Origin of the sequence: Sphingobacterium sp. UBA7249, assembly GCF_002472835.1 — a bacterium.
GTDB lineage: Bacteria > Bacteroidota > Bacteroidia > Sphingobacteriales > Sphingobacteriaceae > Sphingobacterium > Sphingobacterium prati.
Genome location: NZ_DKST01000029.1, coordinates 20,892 through 41,847, shown reverse-complemented (window position 1 = coordinate 41,847; position 20,956 = coordinate 20,892). Strand labels below are relative to the sequence as shown.

13 protein-coding genes are annotated in these 20,956 nt (G+C 39.7%); 8 read left to right on the top strand and 5 right to left on the bottom strand.

Annotation, left to right across the window (positions count from 1 at the left end; all coding sequences use genetic code 11):
- Positions 1-12 precede the first annotated feature (12 nt).
- Entirely contained in the window at positions 13-1,782 is a 1,770-nt protein-coding gene (locus B4A24_RS21495; RefSeq protein ID WP_293947023.1) for a RagB/SusD family nutrient uptake outer membrane protein, read from the top strand.
- Between the two features lie 92 nt (positions 1,783-1,874).
- Here B4A24_RS21495 and B4A24_RS21490 read toward each other — a convergent pair whose 3' ends face one another.
- A complete protein-coding gene (locus tag B4A24_RS21490) occupies positions 1,875-2,153 on the bottom strand; it encodes a DUF4342 domain-containing protein (protein ID WP_293947022.1) in 279 nt (92 codons plus the stop codon).
- Positions 2,154-2,505: 352 nt separating this feature from the next.
- A complete protein-coding gene (locus B4A24_RS21485; protein WP_293947021.1) occupies positions 2,506-4,695 on the bottom strand; it encodes a glycoside hydrolase family 2 protein in 2,190 nt (729 codons plus the stop codon).
- Positions 4,696-5,164: 469 nt separating this feature from the next.
- On the opposite strand from B4A24_RS21485, the gene B4A24_RS21480 reads away from it, so the two are divergent.
- Both B4A24_RS21480 and B4A24_RS21475 read left to right on the top strand, forming a co-directional pair.
- Entirely contained in the window at positions 5,165-6,769 is a 1,605-nt protein-coding gene (locus B4A24_RS21480) for a beta-N-acetylhexosaminidase (protein WP_293947020.1), read from the top strand.
- A gap of 83 nt (positions 6,770-6,852) precedes the next feature.
- A complete protein-coding gene (locus B4A24_RS21475; RefSeq protein ID WP_293947019.1) occupies positions 6,853-8,358 on the top strand; it encodes an alpha-L-fucosidase in 1,506 nt (501 codons plus the stop codon).
- 71 nt (positions 8,359-8,429) lie between these two features.
- Here B4A24_RS21475 and B4A24_RS21470 read toward each other — a convergent pair whose 3' ends face one another.
- Together B4A24_RS21470 and B4A24_RS21465 are read right to left on the bottom strand one after the other, a co-directional pair.
- Complete coding sequence (locus B4A24_RS21470; protein ID WP_293947018.1) at positions 8,430-9,074, bottom strand: HAD family hydrolase; 645 nt, start codon at positions 9,072-9,074, stop codon at positions 8,430-8,432.
- A 268-nt stretch (positions 9,075-9,342) separates the two neighbouring features.
- Positions 9,343-10,890 (bottom strand): DNA/RNA non-specific endonuclease, encoded by a 1,548-nt coding sequence (locus B4A24_RS21465; protein ID WP_293947017.1) that lies wholly within the window; start codon positions 10,888-10,890, stop codon positions 9,343-9,345.
- A 441-nt stretch (positions 10,891-11,331) separates the two neighbouring features.
- On the opposite strand from B4A24_RS21465, the gene B4A24_RS21460 reads away from it, so the two are divergent.
- From B4A24_RS21460 to B4A24_RS21440, 5 genes are all read left to right on the top strand, one after another.
- The gene (locus tag B4A24_RS21460) at positions 11,332-12,036 is read left to right on the top strand and encodes a hypothetical protein (protein ID WP_293947016.1); all 705 of its coding nucleotides are present in this window, start codon (positions 11,332-11,334) and stop codon (positions 12,034-12,036) included.
- Positions 12,037-12,041: 5 nt separating this feature from the next.
- On the top strand, positions 12,042-14,018 hold the full coding sequence (locus B4A24_RS21455; protein ID WP_293947015.1) for a DUF4836 family protein: 1,977 nt from the start codon (positions 12,042-12,044) through the stop codon (positions 14,016-14,018).
- 180 nt (positions 14,019-14,198) lie between these two features.
- Complete coding sequence (locus tag B4A24_RS21450; protein ID WP_293947014.1) at positions 14,199-14,999, top strand: tyrosine-protein phosphatase; 801 nt, start codon at positions 14,199-14,201, stop codon at positions 14,997-14,999.
- Between the two features lie 209 nt (positions 15,000-15,208).
- A complete protein-coding gene (locus tag B4A24_RS21445; RefSeq protein ID WP_293947013.1) occupies positions 15,209-16,807 on the top strand; it encodes a DUF3843 family protein in 1,599 nt (532 codons plus the stop codon).
- Between the two features lie 208 nt (positions 16,808-17,015).
- The gene (locus B4A24_RS21440) at positions 17,016-19,487 is read left to right on the top strand and encodes a phosphocholine-specific phospholipase C (protein ID WP_293947012.1); all 2,472 of its coding nucleotides are present in this window, start codon (positions 17,016-17,018) and stop codon (positions 19,485-19,487) included.
- 117 nt (positions 19,488-19,604) lie between these two features.
- Here B4A24_RS21440 and B4A24_RS21435 read toward each other — a convergent pair whose 3' ends face one another.
- Positions 19,605-20,948, bottom strand: a complete 1,344-nt coding sequence (locus tag B4A24_RS21435; protein WP_293947010.1) for a TlpA family protein disulfide reductase — start codon at positions 20,946-20,948, stop codon at positions 19,605-19,607.
- Between the last annotated feature and the right edge of the window lie 8 nt (positions 20,949-20,956).

Below are 20,956 nucleotides of genomic sequence, written 5' to 3'. Positions count from 1 at the left end.
TGATTTTTAAAGATGAAAAAGATATTTTATCCCTTAGTTGCCCTGTTGTTGACAACGGCTTCTTGTAAAAATGTGCTGGATATTGAGGATCTCAATTCGGTGAACGAAGATAAGGTGTGGAATGACCCCAATCTCGTCAATGCCTATCTGGCTAATTTATATACCCTATTTGGCAACTGGAACAGCGGCGCTGATAATAACTCACAACAGTTGGCCGGTATCAACTTCCCGCTGAATGCTGTTACAGTTAATAATACTGCTTATAAGGCATGGGATTATACAACCATACGCAAGATTAATACAGCCATCCAAAAAGTGTCTGCAAGTACTGGACTAAATGAAGCCTCCAAGAAATCCATCTTAGGTCAGGCACTTTTTATGCGTGCCTATCTATATTTTAATATGGTCAAATACCATGGTGGAGTACCCTATATCACAAAACCACAGGATTTGGAAGATGATGATTTGAAGGTGCCACGCAACAGTACAAAGGAATGCTTTGATTTGATTGTAAAAGATTTGAATGAAGCAATGACCTATTTGCCGATGACAATTGGGAAAGGAGCGGCAGATTATGGTCGTATCGATGGTAATTTTGCTTTGGCTTTTAAAGCTAAAGTCTTGTTATATAAAGCATCGCCGCAATTTAACCCTTCTAATCCTTATGGCAATACCTACTGGGCGGAAGCTAATACAGTGAATAAAATGGCCTATGAGCAGCTAAAGGCCCAGGGCTATAGCCTGACTGCTGATTATTACAATATTGCATTGGTGGAAAAAGGTCCTGAGGTGGTCTTTGCAGTAATCAACTCGTATCCCAACAAAGTGGCTACCTGGGATAATGGGGTACGGCCGGGATCGGAAAGCCGTGGAACAGCAAGTGCTGTCCCAACATGGGATTTTGTGAAAGAATTCCCGATGAAAGATGGCAAGCTCTATATGGATCCTACCGGTAAATATCATAAGACAGATGAGCAGTTCCTACAAAGTTATTGGGAGAACCGTGATCCGCGTTTTGATAAATCCATTGTCTGGAACGGAAAAATCTACGAGGTTTCGGGTAAAACTGGTAAAAGACAATATACTTCGCTGGGTATAGCGGATGCGCTGGATAATTTTGGTGAGAATCCAAAAGCTGGAACCACTTCTTCGAACAGGGATCGCTATACAGGATTTTTTATTCTGAAAAATTCGAAGCTTTCTTTACGGCAAACTCAGGTAGAGACACAATATGATGTAGATTTTGTGCTGATGCGCTTTGCAGAGGTGATATTGAATTATGCCGAGACAGCAAATGAGACAGGTGATTTTTCTACTGCAATGTCCCTTTTAAAGCAGATTCGAATGCGTGCTGGCATCGAGCCCGGCATAGATAATAGCTATGGCATTACTGCAGGCAATAAAGCCGAAATGCGGGAAGCTATTTTAGCGGAACGAAACATCGAATTCTGTTTCGAAGGCCATCGCTTTTGGGATTTACGCAGATTGCGCAAACTTGCCATACTGAACAATAAGACGAAACAGGGCGTGGAAGCAATTGCCATAAACTCCAATGGAACGGATATGGATTTAAAAGCAGCGGCGGATTTGGCTAAAACTTACCAATTGAAGGAAAATCAGTTTAAGTATATCGTATTGCAGGTGCCAAGCACGGGGAATAAGATTAATTTGGTGCCAGATACTTACTATTTCTTCCCAATCGCACAATCGGTAATAGACAAGAATCCGAATATCAAGCAAAATAAAGACTGGGGCGGGGAATTTAATCCGACCTTGGAATAATGTGTTTTTTGATCGTTAAGTAGATATTCATAAAAATAGAACGGGGCGCCTTTTGTTGGACGTCCCGTTCATGTTAAATATGTAGGTACAGCTTATTTTAATTCAATTACTCTTTGCTTTTCTTTCTCCTGTTTGTCTTCTTCTAAGATTGCTAATTGAAGACTACAAACTAGGGTAAGAATAATCAGAACCACGATGGCGACAGGAAAGATAATACCAATGATTACTGCAAGCAGTAGCGATATATTTAGGTATTCCTGTCCATTTTTTGAAGAAACCTTTAAACGTGAACTTTTAAATGAATCAAAAAGATCTTGAAAAGCTTTTGTGATCGTTTTGCTGTTGATGTTGAATGTTGTTTTAGTAGCCATGATGTTTATTTTTTAATATTGTTATTTCTTATTTGATATCTCAAAGGTAGGACAGATATGTTGTATCGGGGAGAGTCATTAGGCTAATCGGGAAAGAATCTCGGTAAACGGAGGGCTTATGTCGGTCAATGCCCGGTTGGCGACTTTTATAATGCATAGATTTTAATCAGCAAGCGAATTGCTTGATATTTTTGTATGGTGCCGGATCGTAAAGAGCCTAAATCATCGTAAAAGAGGAAGAAAGTGGATTCAATTCGATTATAGCGAGAGCGAAGTTTATTTACAGCAAAAAGGAGCAAGAGTCTTTATATACTCTTGCTCCTTTTTTAGTCGATTGAATTTTGGGTAGTTATTAAAGCCCCACATGCTCAGTCTTGGATTTGGTCGGTCCAGCTGCATCCTGTTTATAAGAGGGATCGTAATTCCAATGAATCGTATCGGTCAATGTCTTCCCATCTTTTTGGCTGACCTTTGCCTCTATTGTATTGGCTCCCTTTGCAAGTTTAACGTGGTCAAAAATGTAGTGTACAGCTGTCTGTCCTTTTCTTACACCTTTGATGATGACTCCATTGACCGTCAGGGTTGGTTCGCCTTGATTGGAGTAGATGGTTACTGGAGTAATTTCATTTCCCCTGTTCATCATACGGCGTTGCGTGATGTACAATACAGGTGCTTTACTCCAGTTGGCTTTGTACCAGTAGAAGCCATCTTTCTTTAATTTACGGTCAAAGGAAACTAAACCTTTGTAATTTCTGGGATTGACATTCAAAGCTGTAATTGGTGTAGCGAAATCAAAGGTGTTCCAGACATATGATCCAAGAAAAATTGGACTTTTGGAAATGACTCCCCAATGGATTTCGTGGAACTTTGTCGCATATTCTTCTGGGAAGAATGAAGGGTTGCTCCATTGATTCCCGAAATTCCCTACTTCTTCCGCCTGATCCTCAGGAACTGCTTCGGCTCCGTATTCAGAGAAAATAATCTTGTAGTCTTTAAACTCTTGGCTGATGCGCTTTGCCCAAGTCGCAACGTCGTCATCCTTTTCGGATTTGTCTTCCAGTTCGCCATTATACCAACCGAAGTAATGATTGATTCCCTGCACATCGGCATTGTTGTTGACCGGGTGATCAATTACATTATACCCGCTTACGGACACGGTGTAACGATCTGGGTCTTCGGATTTAGCGAGATCATTGAGTTTGGTCGTGAGTTCTACAGTATAGGCAGACGGGGAGTAGACCTCATTGTGCATACCCCAGATATAGATGGAGGGGTGGTTGAAGTTTTGTCGGATCAATTCTTTCAGCTGTTGCTGCGCATTGTTGTCTTCAAATGTGGTGACTCGGTTGACAAATGGAATTTCGGCCCAGATAACAAGCCCCATACTGTCACATTTGGAATAGAAATATTCTGACTGTTGATAGTGTGCCAAACGGATGGAGGTAGCACCCATTTCTTTGATGATGGCTAAATCTTCGTCGTGGTCGGCATTGTTTAAGGCAGATCCTTTACCCCAACGGTCCTGATGCCGACATACACCATATAAAGGATACTTAATGTCGTTTAAAAAGAATCCTTGACCAGTGCGTAATTCAAATTTACGAATGCCTAAAGGTGTTGTCACCTCATCAATGATCTGTCCATCTTTTTTGATCTGTGTCACAGCCCGGTAAAGGTAAGGATCGTCCAATCCTTGCCATAAGTGCGGATTTTTGACCGCAATTTGTTGTGACAATATCTGACGGCCCTGTGGCGGCAACGTGTATGCTGTTTGTTGTTTTGCTTTTATGGTACCATCTTTTTCTAGGATGGTGGTCAGCAATTCGATTGGTTGTGTTTTGCCGGATTTATTGTCAATTTTTATTTTTACGGCGATATCTGCGTTCTTTTTAGATACATTCTTTTGTGTGATAAAGATACCTTTGGATGCAAAATCGTTTACGGCAACATGGATCTCGTCGGTAACTATAAGTTCAACTGGTCTATAAATGCCCCCGTACATCGGGAATAAGGTATGGTTGACCGGAATAACTTGTGGACTAGCTTCATTATTTACTTTGACCAACAATTCGTTTTCTGCCCCCAACTGAAGCATATTGGTTAATTCGAATACAAATGCAGAATAGCCACCCTGATGTCTGCCGACAAAGTTATAATTGCCATTTCGTTGAGAATTATCGTAGGTTAAATCATTCTTTCCTGTTTTGGCAGGAAGGGGTTTATTATTCAAGTACACTTCGGTATTGGTATTCACTCCCTCAAATCGAATGAAAACACGTTTACCTTTCCAATCTACTCCAGGGACAAATGTTTTGCGGTAATAGGCGTCGCCTGTATAAAAGCGTTCATTTTTTCCAAGGCTACCCGGCCTGATTTCCTTTGTCTGCATGTCAGAGGCATTCCAGGTATGTGGGAGAGTAACGAGTTGCCATTTCCCATCAAATGTGAGGTTATAGTCCAGTGCTGAGTTGGAAAACGGACCTTTTTTGAACGACCAGTTCGCATTGAAGGGAATAACAGTTCTGGCTTGTAGATTCAGCATTGTTATTCCGATTAAGAAGAGCGCATAAAAAATCCTTTTGATCATATGGTTTTTAACTTAGGGTATTTATTTCGTTTTCAAATATAACCAACAAAAAGACAATGGCTAATTCAATGTTTTTTTGCGGAACAAAATGTTGAAAATAAATTTATAGGAAGTGATTTATTTTTCGTAAAATATTTGTTTTATTTCCTTATTAGTCTTTTTGTATGATATACACTACAACGTTTTCGGGAATTGCGCAAACGATTGACTGGATTTAACCTTGAGCAATAACTTAATAATTTATTTACAATTGTATTGTATAGTGTGATACTTGGAATCGATTAGAAACCGTTGATATTTGATTGAATTTAAAGAGGTATGTGAATCGGGAGTTAACATAGGATGATTTTTTGAAATTAACAATACAACGTTAATAATTAAAGTAATTTTAACAGGCTAAACGAGGTGAAATCTTAATTGTCAAATGAAATATAAATTAATACCGGTACTTTGTGCTATATGTTTGCTTATTCAGGAGACGATTGCCCAAATTGCCATTATTCCGCATCCTCTGAAATATGAGATGGGACAGGGAGAGCTAATCCTGAAAGATCATATTGGGGTAGCTGGGGATGCCGCATTTGAATCTTCTCTGAGCTATCTCAGAAAATTGATGCTGGGCCGTTTTGGGATTTCAACCTACACTTCTTTGGAGAAGGACGCTAAAATTATTGTGAAGCACGATAGCAAATTAGAAAATGAAGCGTATCGACTTAAGATCAATCACACACAGATTGAGATCAATGCTTCTGCTCATCCCGGCTTTGTCAATGCGTTGTCTAGCCTAGATCAATTACTTGCTATCGCCGAAAGAAAAAACAGATCTTTTATCTTGCCGACTGTTGAAATTGAGGATAAACCACAGTTTGCCTGGCGCGGGTTTATGCTAGATGAATCACGCCATTTTTTTGGTAAGGAGAAAGTGAAGTCTTTGCTGGATTGGATGGCATTTTATAAGTTGAATAAATTCCATTGGCATCTGACAGATGAGCCGGCATGGCGTCTAAGTATACAGAAATATCCTTGGTTAACGCAAATTGGGGGAATTGGTAACTATCTTGATCCTTATGCGGTGGCACAGTATTATAGTCAAGCTGATATCAGCGAGATCATAAGCTATGCTGCTGAACGTAATATTGAAGTAATACCTGAAATAGATATGCCAGGGCATGCCACAGCCGCAAATCGGGCTTATCCTTTTCTGTCCGGTGGAGGGAATGAAAAACATCCTGATTTTACTTTCCATCCCGCAAAAAATACAACCTACTCATTTTTGACAGACGTTTTGTGTGAAGTAAAATCACTGTTTCCTTCAGCGTATATCCATCTAGGAGGGGATGAGGTTGCCTTTGGCAGTGATGCTTGGAATAATGATGGCGAGGTGCAGGAACTTAAAAAAACAGCAGGACTAAAAACCAATAAAGCCGTTGAAGAATATTTTATTCGTCGTATGGCTGATTCTGTAGCGAGTATCAATGGGAAAATTATCGTTTGGGATGAAATGGTGGATGCTAGCCTGGCTAAGGATCGGACCGTGATGATGTGGTGGCGTCATGATAAACCTGAGCAACTGAATCGGATTTTGAATAAGGGCTACCAGACGATATTAACTCCTAGGCTGCCGATGTACTTTGATTTTGTACAGCAAGAAAATCATAAGTATGGCCGCAAGTGGGGGAAGGGTTTTAATCCATTGCAAGATGTCTATAATTTTGCAGGAAACCAATTGGATAGTTTAGGTAAAAGAAAGAAACAGATATTGGGTATTCAAGCGAACCTCTGGACGGAAACAGTAACGAATGTCAATCGTCTGGATTACCTTGTGTTTCCAAGAATAGCGGCATTGGCTGAGGCTGCTTGGACACCGGGGGAAGCACGTAATTTTGATCATTTTACAACCAAACTTAAAAGGCATCTGCTTTTGTACCGTGATCAAGGCCTTTATTACTATGACCCATTTAAAGACGCAAACCCAGAACCGGCAGTAATCAAAAAGTCACAAAAACAATATATCGATAATCCAAAATAACGATTGTACTGACTTGATGTAATAGGCCGATAACAATAGCTTCTAGGTTGTTTGATAAACAATTTTAAAAAAATAACGATAGTATGAAATACAATAAATTAATCGCCGCATTGATTCTCGGCAATGTATTGTTGGGGGTGAAAACTTCTTGTGGACAATGGACTGGTCCACGTAAGAAAGTAGAAAACAGAATAGAGGTAAAATATGGACCTTTAACGCCTGCCCATCGGAAAGATGAGGCGATGGAGCGGTTCCGGAACTATGGACTGGGTCAATTTATCCATTGGGGCTTATATGCAATTCCGGGTAATGAATGGGAAGGTGTAAGTGCACGAAAAGGAGCGGCTGCATCCGAATGGATACGCACTTGGAGTGGACCTACAGCGCCGAAAGACTGGAAGAATACATATGATAATCTGTACAAACAGTTTAATCCTAAAAATTTTGATGCAAAAACTTGGGCAAAACAGGCCAAGGAAATGGGAGCGAAGTATCTCATTTTTACGACAAAACATCATGATGGATTTGCGCTATGGCCATCTAAGTTTACCGATTATACTGTCAAGAAAAGCCCATATAAAAAAGATATCGTAAAACAGGTGGTAGATGCTTACACTGCAGAAGGAATCGACGTATTTTTGTATTTTTCAATTATGGAATGGAATAATTCAAACTATATGGGCAAATCTCCCTCCACTCCTGAAGAAAAGGCTAAATTCAATAAGTTTTTGGAGTACACTCGTAATCAATTGCTGGAACTTCTACAAAACTACCCTCAAATAAAAGGTTTTTGGTTTGATGGTACCTGGGATCAGTCGTGGATCCAGTCGTATGACTTTACCTATAAATTGGAAAAAGAACTGCGTGAAAAACATCCCGGATTGATTATTGGAAGTCGATTTAGAAATGACGAATTCGGGAAGCGGCATTTCGACTCCAATGGTGATATGCTGGGGGACTATGAACAGGGTTGGGAACGAAAAATGCCTAAGGAGTTTGAATGGCTGGAGGGACGTGACTGGGATTGCGTTATGACAATACCGCCGAATGGTTGGGGGTATATGAAGGACTGGTCGGGAATTTATACGAAGACCTCGGATGATCTTATTGATATGTTGATGAACTGCGTTGCCATGAATGGTAATTTTGTGCTAAACTTTGGTCCTGACGGAAACGGACGGATGCATCCTGGAGAAGACAAGCTGGCTAAAGAAATTGGTGAATGGATAAACGTAAATGGAGAAGCGGTATATGGAGTCCGACATGCCGCTCTTGCGCCATCCAAATTAGGATATTTTACAAAAAAGGAGGATAATCTTTACCTTACGGTTTTTAATCGGCCAGTAAACAATATTGTGCGTATTGCTGTTCCTAAAAATGCAGCTGAAGTTCCGGTTTCAGCAACTATTCTTCAAAATGGACAATCTTTGGAGCTAAGCCATACGGATATCGGATTAGACTTGGATAAAAATACCTATTACGATATCGTACTTCCTAACTCTTTTGTTTCGAATAAAGCTTTTGTAATCAAAATGAAATTGGGAAAACCAAAATCACAAAGTGAAAAATTGATGGATGCAAAAATGTAGCATTAGCTTACACGTTAAATCTAAAAAAGCAGAACTTAACTCACTCTTGGAATTAAGTTCTGCTTTTTCTTTTAGACAAGACTTAGCAGCTCACCAGGAACGTGAATAATATGTTTTGCGTTATGTTGTCTCAGTTCGTTCTCGTCGCGAAATCCCCATGTCACACCGACTGCGGTCACAGCAGCATTATTGGCTGTATCCATATCAACAGAAGAATCGCCGACATACCAGCAGTCTTCTTTTGCTATACCAAGTGTCCTGAGGGTATCCAGGACGATGTCGGGATCGGGTTTGGCCGGATGTCCCGTGCGATGGCCAAGGATCAGGTCAAAAGTGATAGTGGGAAAATACTGCTTGATCAGTGGGATAACCGCTTCATGATATTTATTGGATGCTACTGAGATTAAATAGCCTTCGGATTTGAGTGTTTGTAGTAGCGAGACAATCCCCTCATAAGGCTTTGTATGGGATATTTTCTGCTGTTCGTAGTAGCTTTTAAAAGCTGTTAGCAGCGGTGTTACTATTTCCGACGTTCGCGCATGTTCGGGAAGTGCCCGCTCGATCAGCTTTTGTACACCATTACCTACAAATTTTTTGTAGGCCGATAGCGGATGTATGGGATAGCCGTATTGTTGAAGGATCGCATTGCAGCTGTCGCCGAGGTCTTGTAATGTATCCAACAGTGTTCCATCCAAATCAAATATTATTAGCTTCATGTGCTAAAGCTAATAAAAAATTATGAGGGTTTTAGAAGACTAGTTCCTGAATTAAATGGTGTTTTTAGTGGAGTTTCAAATGTTTTGAAAAAAGGTTTTGTATGGATGAAGAATTAAAGGCATTAGCTCGATTACTTCGAGCTAATGCCTTTAATTGAATTGATCTTTGGATTTGGAAAGTGCTAGCTTTGCCATGCGTAGGACGATGTCGTTCTTTGAGATTCTTAATCAGTATAGTATAATAGGATAGGATCAACTTGATGACGACTTATTTCCAAATACGAGTATCTATAGTTCCTTTTTTCGTGTTATCTAGATCTGGAAAGAACGTAAATCCTGTCGCTTTTTCCAGCTCACTTACCGTAAGTCTATACCTGTCAAAAGTACTTCCGGAGGGAGGCGTTGCATTGTCTATCTTATAGGCGATCATGTAGTACTCGGCTCCTTTTTTCATCGCCAATGCTTTGAAATAATATTTTGGCTTTGCAATATCTTTCCCATCATTGTCCCGGGCAAAGTCAAGGAGGTTGTCCGTCTCGCTTGTCGGCATTGCTCCTGTTACTACGTACATGGTATCACATTGTGCAGTCCAGGTTCTTACTTTAGTTTCCAAGTTTGCCCAGATACCTTGATTGAGACGGGATGCTTGTGCGGTCATATTGGTAAAATAAAATGTTGTTTTATTATGAATTATATTCAAGTTGCGATCCGCACTAGGGAGTTGATGACCACGGTCATAACCTGCTGGTTGGAATCCTTTAAACAGCAGGGGTTGGAATGCTGTTGACACAGCGGGATCATACCCCCATGCATCTGTTCGATTGCCGGAACCCAAAATGCCATTATACAATGGATAGGCGACCCAATAAGCCATCTTGAGTTTTTTACTGTATAACATGGCATAGTTTCTTTCTGTCTTTGCATCGGGAAGAAAGTGTTGTATAAAAACTTCATCATTATTCAGATTGTTCATTTTGGGGATTTCCGGATAAGCTTGTGAATTGCCGGTTTCAGCACTTAGCTTACCATTGTTAATGCTGATATTAAAACGATAAAGATTTCCGCCGATAAGTTTTTTTAGCTGATCATTTTGTGATGTTGTCCAGGTATAATGATCACCATTCGGAGCTATAAATTTAATTGCCTTTTGGGTGATGTCTTCCCCCGGAAGCAATATGCATTCTATTGTAGCGGTTTGCTTGCTGCTCATCGTTACTTTTGCTTGAATATCTTTTTTCTCATTCGGATTGATATTCAATTTTCCTGTTGAGAGGTCAAATCCTGCTGTTGTATGTACCGATGGAATGCTGACTGTAATCTGACCGGCTTCCAAAGCTGCCGTATTGGTAACGGAAAGCTGAATGGAAATCTTGCTTAACTGTCTTACAAAATTAAGCGGGATGGTATTGTTCGTCTTGCTGATGTTTTTTGCATTGCTCGCATACATGAGATCCAATGCCGATAGGTTTGTTTGATCACTTATATCGATGGGGTATTTAAAATCGCTGATGGATCTGTAAGGATAATAGGAAATGAAATCTACTTGTTCATTGGGTAAATAACTGGGTGATTTACTTTGAAATATGTTGCCGTTGATGGTAAACAGACGGTTGTTGACTCCATTCACAATTGAGGAAAAGCTTAATGGCTGACCGGATTTGACCATAAAAACACCAATTTGATCATTTTTATTCCAAGAGGTTGCTGTCGGATTCGTATTAATTTGCCCAACGATGGTAGGCGTAAATTGTACTGGGGCTTGCTCAATTCTGACTCCATTTTTTTGACATGAATTGAATGTGAGCAATGCCATCATAAAATAAACTATTCGACACATGCTGTGCTGTGGAATAGTCATTGACTTGTAAATCATATTGGTCGTTAGTGTTTGTGAATAAAGAGCTGGCAAAAATACTCAAGAAAAGTAAAATTAAGGGGAAGCTAAGCTTACTTTTGGATAAATTAAGTATTTTGATAGTGTATGGCTTTGATTTTCAATATAATTATTAATCGTGTTTATTCATTTTAATCCATACTAATGGTTTATGCTAAAGGCTAATGTGATGCTGAATTATCGCTGATTATTTTATTTAGTGTGAGCAAAGTAGAACGTTGAAGAAGAATTTATTCTTCTTAGAAACTAGTTCATAACGGACTTTTTGTTGAAATTTTCCTAAAACAAAGAAAATAGCACAATGTTTGCTAGTAATGCCCGAACATATAGTGATTTGATAATATTAACCGCTACTGAAAAGCAATGAAGGAAGTATTTAAATTAGGAGTTGACGTGAACAGGCTTTGTGTGGCTTTGTGTGCGATTGTAATGACATTTACGCTGTCCAGTTGTTTTGACTTTGTCGAACAGATTGATCTTAAGCCTAACGGTTCGGGGCATATTGCAGCAACATTAAACCTAAGTAAAAGTAAAACAAAAGTTTCATCCTTGATGAAGATGAAAAGTATTAAAGGGATACAGATACCAACGCAAGCTGAGATGGAAAAGGAGATTCGGGCTGCGGTTCAGTTGCTTAAGCAGACAAAAGGTATCTCTAATGTCCAGTATCAAACAGATTTTACAAACTTTATTGTCAATATTTCGTGTGACTTTAGTCAGATCGAATCGTTAAACGCTTTTTCTGATATATTGGCTAATCGGTTTAAGACAAAAATCTCAAACTCAAATAGATACTACTATAATGCGCAAACTAACATATTTGAACGCAAATTTGTGACCTCGAGTCATTGGAAGGCTAAATTTAATCAATTGGGAAGCGATAACACGACACAGTTTGCAGATGCTTTTTATACCCAGATCATTCGATTTGAAAAGCCGATTGCGTCACAGGTGAATAATAAAGCAAAAGTTGCCGGAAACAAGAAGGGCGTACTGTTAAAGTTATTATTTACTGATCTGGTCTATGGTAAATCTACTTTGGCAAATAAAATCACATTAACAAAATAACCTATATGAAATCAAAAATTTTATTGTCCGGACTGATATGTTTCTCCTTAATGGGGAGTGTGAAGTCGCAAGATCTAATTAAGCTCATTCCCGAAGATGCTGAAATGATAGCAGCTTTTAATGTAAAGGAAATCGTTCAAAAAGCGAATGCAAATAAATTGAACGAGTTGCTTCAGAAGGCGGGCCTCTTCAAGCAGATTGAAAAGTCGGGTGCTTCAGTTGGGAATGATATCAAAAATTTAGGCATTGATCTTACGCAGACGTCTTATTTCTATAGCAGAAAGACAGATAGCGTGAGTTTTATCGAGTTTATATTTCCACTATCCAATAAGGGTCAATTTGAGAAGTTGTTACATGATGCCGGGGAACCTAAACCTCTTGCCAATGGCTATTCGACCATAGCGCTGAAACCAGGAAGTATGTTGGTTTACAACGAACGAATAGCACGTTTTATTTCTTCGACGATGAGTACAACCTTCTTTGATAATGACTCGGTTGCAAGTCGGTACGGGATCAAGAAGGTAGCCTATATGGCCCCTGCGGCTGATGCATATTCTCCAGAGATAGATTCTGCGGCGGCAGTTGCGGATTCGGCAGCAGTGGCGGTAGATTGGGAAGAAGGCGAAAAGGAAATAGAGCCACTGAGTCCGCCGATTATTGTGGAGAGTGTGCCCGATACGGTCGTAGCGAGTGTGGAGGCAGCTGTGCCAGTGCCAATGGATGTCGCTCCGGCGGAAATGCATGATCCAAGTTATTACGATTCACTTTATACAGCCTATGAGGATCAAAATCGAAAAAATGATTCCATCCGCAATGCGCTTCGCGATCAATGGTTGATGGGGGAGGCAACACGTTTACTTTCTACTTCTTATAAACCCCTTTCCATTTCGGATCAGAATAAGGTACTAAAAAACCTGGGATTGATTCGTCTTTACATACCTCATGTTGAAGAACTTTACCGCGGCCTTATGCCTTATAAATCGATTCCTTATCTCTACATGGGTATTAATATGGATAAGTTCAAAACCGGATATCAGGACGGAATACTCGATCTATCGCAGGACGGAAATGTATTGAAGTTAAAAGGGTCGATGGGCTTAGATAAAGATCTGGCCGACTTGTCCAAACGGCTTTATGCCAGAAAGCCAAATGGAAAATTCAGTAAATATTTGACGGATAAAACGCTTGGATTCTTTAACGTTAATATCAATTCAGAAGCCTATTTACGTGATATGCCTAGTTATATGGCAAAATACTATGGCGGATTATTAGGTCCTCAGCAAGATTTGGTGGAATGGGGATTAATGGCACTTGAAGTTGCACTAGATGAGAAATCAATTGCACAGGTGATGCCGGGGGATCATCTTTTTGTAGTTAATGGTTTGCGCAAATTCCGCAAAGAATATATTGATTATAGTTATGATGATGATTATAATGCAACGGAAGTAAAGAAAACAAAGGATGAAACCTTACCGGTATTTATCTGGATGTTTACTTCGAAGGATCAGCGTTTGATCAAAAGAGGACTCGATCTTGCAGTTGCCAAAACCTTAGGTAAAACACAAGATGGTATCTATGCATTTGCGTCGAAAAAAGCCATGGATTTCCCGATGTACGTGCTACTGAAAGATGACTTGGTGATGGTAAGTAATGATTCTTTATCGCTACATGATATCCGTCAAAATAAGATGACTGCCCCTGCGAATAAAGATTTTATTAAGTTGATGAAACAAAATAAAATGTCAGCAGCTTTTGACCTGCAAAAGTTGCCAGCCATGCTCCAGGAGATGGGCGTTAGTCCCGGAAGACAATGGGACAAAACTGTTGCACAACTGAATCAATATGGCAGTACGGCAATCACCTCGAAAGGAATTGTGGGGAACCGTATGGAGGCAGAAATGTCTTCAAAGCTTCCACAGACAAAAGAGGGAGCAATTAGCTACATGATTGACCAAATTTTATTAGAGATCGGAAATAAATAAGTAGATACGGAGCATCAAACAATTTAATTGTAAATTTGTTTGATGCAATGTTTGTAATATTATGGTTATATTTTTATAATGTTAATATAATATTATGTGTTTTTAGAGAGATAGTGGTATTTTTGTGGTTTGTTATTTGTGATAACGGATAACTAAACGATTTATACTTAATAATATAATATGGGGATATTTTCAAAACTATTTGGAAACAAAACTCAAGATTCAAAAATAAAGGTTGTAGGTGCACTCGCCTTTTTAGAAGTGGATATGCATAATCATATCCTCCCGGGAATAGATGACGGAAGTCAGTCCATTGAACAATCAATTGATTTATTGAAGGGCTTGGGAAGAATGGGATTTGAAAAATTTATTTGTACACCGCATATTATGGAAGGTGTGCATCCGAATTCAATCCAAACAATTGAAGATGCCAAAGACAAGTTGGTGAATGGTATAAAACACCTACCTAATATTCCTGAGATTTATCCTGCCGCTGAGCATATGATAGACGATGGAATTGCAAGGTTGATCGATGCCAATGAGCTTTGTGTGATGCCGGGGGGATATGTACTTATTGAGATGTCTTATCTACAGGAATCTAAGGCTTTATTCCAAACTATTTTGGATATTCAAAATCTTGGTTATCAACCAATATTGGCTCATCCGGAACGCTATAACTATTACCATTATAATTTCAATATGTACAAACAGATCAAAGATGCTGGTTGTATGTTGCAATTGAACCTCCTTTCGATCAGTAGATACTATGGTGTTGAAGTGAAATCTGCAGCGTTGACAATGATTAAATCTGGTATGTATGATTTTGTAGGAACGGATCTTCATCACAACCGTCATTTGGTCGCGCTGGAGGAAATCGTTGCGAAATATCCTGTACGTGACTTGCTAAAAACCTGTAATATTTTGAATCCTACACTCCAGGATCATTTGGGTAGCAATGAGAATGTTATTGCCGCTGGATAAAGGAAATAAAATTTACAATATAGAGATGCCCAAAAGGCATCTTTTTTTGTTTCTGTCAAGCGCAGCTATACGGTCATGGGGCGAATTATCAGTAGCTCTTTGTCCTTTACTGGCGGGAAAGATTAACCGAAATTATTTTCGATAATGCATGTGTTTTGCAGTCATAAAATTTCGAAAATTTGGCTACTTTTGGATTTAGCATTTTTCATATGAGAGGAAATAGAATTTTTATTCAAGATTGGATTGCACACCATACCTACCAAAAAGCAAATGATATAGATAGTTATTATTTAAAAGTTGCGAATCAGATCAACGATAATTTATCAACTTTATGGTTTGAAGAACCAGAGACTAATGATCTTATTCAGACTGATGCCTTAAAAACTTTAAGTATTTATCTGACCTGTTATTTGGAAGATGTTATTGCCAATACAGGGATATTTGCAGCTTTTAGAACTATCCACAAAGAGCTGTATAATCAATTTTTACCTTTCTACAAGGACGATAATCTGTTGGATTACTTTCCTGAGGATATTAATGGTGAAGACGTTGCTGTATTGACTTGGTTATTTTTTAGTGAACGCAACCCACACTTGTTTATCGATCCTCATGGNNATGGCCGATTGATACAGTTGATCACGGAATTGGCTTACGCTATTTTGGAGGAACATTATGAAGTGGCGCCAGAAAATCCCAAGTTAAAATTGGAATATTCACTGGGCGAAAATGCGAGTTACTTTGATGTTCGTAATTTTATAGAAAAACTTGTCGCAACAAATTATCTGACTGCTGGTGAGTATAACACCAACCTCAATCATCTTATGCAAGTTGCGGAATTGGGAAGATATCAACATGATCAGGCACAATTGCAGCAAATGGTTTACCGTGTTCGTGATAATCATTTTAACAATTATAGACTGCATTTATTTGCTCTTAAATCATCTGAATTTGTTGCAGAAGTTGTGGGTAAAGGACATGCGCTGTATAGTGCTGTTAAAACTTTAGGCAACCGCATCCATAGTTTTTTTGACTATGTCAAAATGGATGAACAATTTGTCCACGTAAAACATATTGGCACAAAAACCGAATTCAAAATTTTTAAGGATTCTATTCAAGAGTTTGTTGAACCGTCAGAAGTATTATCGTTCTATATGGAAATCGTTCCTTGGAAAGATGCTTGGAATCTCTCCGGAATTATGACGGTGGTCAATCCGGAAGAAGTGAATTTCGATCTGCCGGAACAATATGAAATGACCTACCGCATTGAAGCGATGAACGGCAAGGACAAGAGCTTGAAAAAAACAGAAAAGCAATTGAAAGATATGGGTAAATTATTCCAGTCTGAGCAAAAGGCTGCTGTAGCTTTTATGGAGGGACGAGAAGTGAAAGAATTTGCAAACAAATTCTTTCAAACATATCAGCAAAAACATCCAAGCAAAGAGGAATCAGCACTTCCAGAATCGAATTTAGATCTGACAGCAGATGCGAAAGTGACTGTTTTCTTTAACCCAAAGACAGGATTAGAGGTATTCGGTGGAATAGAAGAATTCTTTCCATTGGAACATAATCCATTTATTGAAAAGGAAGAGGAGGGAAGCCAAGCAGACGTCCCGTTTGCCCGTTATTTCTTGAATCTTTTGGTCGAAGACTTTTTCCCTAGTGAATTGCCAAAGTATTACGCCAATCTATTCAAAACGGAGGTAGATAAACAATTTTTCTTTCCGCTGGAAGAAGAAGTACTGGATTTTTTCCTGCGTTTTTATAAAAGGGGCAGTTACTTCCTAGGACCATTCCCATTGATAAAATAATCGCTCTTAGAGCGCCTAAATAATTTTTTTCAATAAATCCCATTGGCATTTCCACTGGGATTTTTTATGCGCAATAAAAACTATCCCCGCGCACCATATCAATCGTGTGCGGGGATTTTTGTTAAAAACGTTACATTAAAAAGCGGTGGCGAATGAATATATTCGCTGATAGACCATTGAATTTATAGGAGAGATAAGAAATATTTTTATGGATAGTAGAAGAGATTTTATCAAGAAAGCATCCTTATTGGCTGGTATTTTTGGCTTACAGAATGCTGTACCGGATGCGATACAACGCGCTTTGGCGATTGAACCAGTTGCGGGGAGTTCTTTTTTAGATGCCGAGCATATTGTTTTGTTAATGCAGGAGAATCGCTCCTTTGACCATAGTTTTGGTACACTGAGAGGGGTTCGGGGATTTAATGATCCAAGAGCTATCCAGTTGCCTAGTGGAAATCCGGTATGGTTGCAGGCTTCAGCTTCAGGAAAGACCTATTCACCCTTTCGATTGGATATTAAGAATTCCAATGCCGCCTGGACAGGAAATCTTCCCCATTCCTGGGAAAATCAAATGGCGGCACGTAACCAGGGTAAACATGATAACTGGATTGACGCAAAGCGTCCCAGTGGAAAGGTGCTGAGTGAGATACCGCTAACCATGGGCTATTATACCCGTGAAGATATACCCTTCTATTATGCGATGGCCGATGCGTTTACAATTTGTGACCAACATTTTTGTTCTTCCATTACCGGAACGACTACCAATCGTCATTTTTTCTGGACAGGTACTTGTGTGCCTCATAAAGGTGCGAAACCGCTAATTCGTAATTCAGATATCTATTTCAACCGTTGGGCGCATTGGAAAACTTTCCCTGAGCGTCTGGAAGCTGCGGGTATTCCTTGGAAGGTATATCAGAATGAAGTCAGTATAGAGAGCGGTCTTCATGGAGAAGAATGGTTAGGTAATTTTACAGACAATAACTTAGAGTGGTTTTCACAATACCATATTGAATTCAAAAAAAGCCACTTGGAATTTATGCGTAAGCGTGCCGTTGAACTACCTGATGAGATCCAGGAGCTTGAAAAAGCATTAGCGAATAATGGAGCCGAAAGTGTACAGAAAACCCAAAATAAGCTTAAGCAAAAACAAGAGCAGCTGATCAGCTATAAGAAACAACTGGAACGACTCACCGAACAGGCATTCCAACAACTTCCAAAAGAACAAATCGCGTTGCATAAGCGTGCTTTTCAGACAAATGAGGATGACGCATTCTATCGTGAGACAGCTTCCGTCCTACATGAAGGTGAAGAGATTACTGTTCCAAAAGGGGATGTACTCCATCAATTCCGGAAAGATGTCAATTCTGGGAAATTGCCAACAGTATCATGGCTTGTCGCCCCACAATGTTTTTCAGATCATCCAAGTGCGCCGATGTATGGTGCATGGTATGTATCCGAAATCCTGAATATTCTGACTGAAAATCCTGACGTGTGGAAGAAAACAATCTTTATACTAAACTACGATGAGAATGATGGTTATTTCGATCATATTCCACCGTTTGTAGCACCTAATCCGGCAGATGCACGGTCAGGAAAGACTTCAGCAGGCTTGGATTATAGTGGTGAATATGTAAGTCTGGAGCAGGAACTTGCCAGCGGTGAGAAAAAGGAACACGCTACAGAGGGACCGGTTGGTCTGGGCTATCGGGTACCTTTGATCATTGCATCTCCATGGAGCAAAGGGGGCTGGGTTAATTCGGAGGTTTGCGACATCACTTCGACCATTCAATTTATGGAGTATTTCTTCGACAAGAAGCTTGGTAAGGATGTGAAAGAACACAACATCAGTTCGTGGCGCCGTGCCATTACCGGAGATCTGACTTCGGTATTTCGGAAAGCAGAAGGTGGTACCCATGTGGAATTGCCGTTCTTGAACCGTAATCAACAGATTTATGCAATTGATCAGGCTAAATCCAAACCGCTACCGAATAACTTCCATGTATGGACTGCTGATGAAATGCAAGTCTTACAAAATACAGGAAAGGCTGGACAATTGGCAAGACAGGAAAAAGGTCAAAAAAATTCCAATGCGCTGGCCTATGAGTTATATGCAAGTGAAACTATTGATAAGGACAGCGTAAAACTGACGATGTCCGCTGGGAATAAGCTATTCGGAACGAAATCCCTAAGCAGCCCTTTTAATGTGTATAGTGGACCGAACTATAAAGATGGTGTCAGTTTCTGGCCTTTTGCGGTGATTGCTGGTGAAGAATTGAGTTTTGACTGGAATCGAGCTGACTTTAAAGATGGATATTATGATTTAACCGTATACGGGCCAAATGGGTTTATGCGTAGCTTTAAAGGGAATGAAGAGCCTTTGGTTGTTGTCGCTACTTATGAGATCGGAAAGCAAGGTATCCCCACGGGAAACCTTATCTTGGAAGCGACCAATAAAGGAGACAAATCGCTGCATTTACAGGTGAAGGATAATGCCTACAGTTCTTGGCAGAAAAATACCGTACTGGGAGTGGGTAAAACCATCAAATGGGTTGTAGAATCGCATAAAGTTAGTGGTTGGTATGATGTTACTTTACAGATTGTGGAAAGTAAATTTGTCCGCCAATTTGCCGGTCGTGTGGAGACAGGAAGTCACTCGAAGACTGATCCACAATTGGGGTAATGACCATATAAACAAAGCAGCGAATAGAGTTGGCCTATTCGTTATATGAACAAAAAAAGATCCCAGCTTTTATTTGAGCTGGGATCTTTTTTGTTTCGATCGGTTGATATTCGATTTTTATTTTTTAATCCATTCTTCAAGCAAAGCTTTTAACTTTGGATCGCTTGGTCTTGGGCTATCTGCGGTGATGAGGTTTCCGGCTTTATCTATCAGAATATAACGTGGTATACCATTTACTTTATACGCATTTGTCAACTCATTTCCCGGTCCCGCGTGTAATTGAATTCCTTTGATATTTTTCTCTTTAACATAGGTTTCCCATTTTGGTTTGTCCTGGTCGACTGAGATACCTACAAATGCCACTGGTTTTTCTTTAAACTCTTCATTTAATTTTTCCCAATAGGGTTCTTCCGCACGACAAGGTCCACACCAGGTCGCCCACATATCGACCAATACTACCTTACCTTTAAGATCGGCGAGACTTGTTTTCTTGCCACTAAGATCGGGATAGCTAAATTGGAAAGCAGGTACACCTGTTTTTGTTTCTACCAATCGCGCTTCTACAACTTTTGCCCGTTCGATTTGCTCAGGTAGCGTAAAATACTTCTTGTATTTCTCATTCATTTCCTGAAAGTCGCCATAAGAACGTGCTCCCTCAAGCCGCTGCAATACGTATTGTCCTTTTAGTACATCGGGGCCGATTGCCGCTACTTGTTGATCAAATGTTGGTTTGGAGGAAAGATCCAGCTTACGATAGATCATATTACTCATAAAGCGGTCGCCATACGGAAATTTTAATAATTCGGTCGTCAGATAACGATCGGCGTTGAACTGGGTATAAAAATCACTCATTTCCTCTTTACTTGGATGGGCTGTACGTGGCATGTACAGATAAGAGATTGCATAATAGGCAAAATCATAATCGACTAGTTCAGGGAAAAATTTGTCAAAATTGGAATTTCCTGTTTTTGCGCTCTTCTTGATAGCGTCCAGTTTTCCTTTGAACTGCTCGACTTCAGGGAAGAAATCGACATAGGTGCTCATTCCTCCTGGAGTGGTGCCTTTATCGTGAAAAGTTTTCGACGCTTTGTCCCAAGCGTATAACGTTTCATTTTCTGGACTATTTTTGCCTGTTAATTCATAATCATTTTGACTTAATTTTAGGTTTAAGTCCTCGTTCCCCTTGAAGTAAAAGCGAAAAAGTCCCTGCTGATTCTGGGCATTCCCACTACCAACAGAGTACAGTCCTTCGTATTCAGGCGTAAAACGAAATGCAAATCTTCCCGATGCGTCGGGAATGGATGTTGCGATTTCCTTCAATCGACCATTGAGTACTTTAAATAGTCCGACACGTTTTACTTTTGCGGGATCTGTCGTTCCGGTGATGTTGCTTGGCTGTTGTGCGAATGCGACAATCGAGCAAGTCAGGGCAGTGAGCAATAAAATAGTTTTTCTAATCATGATATAGA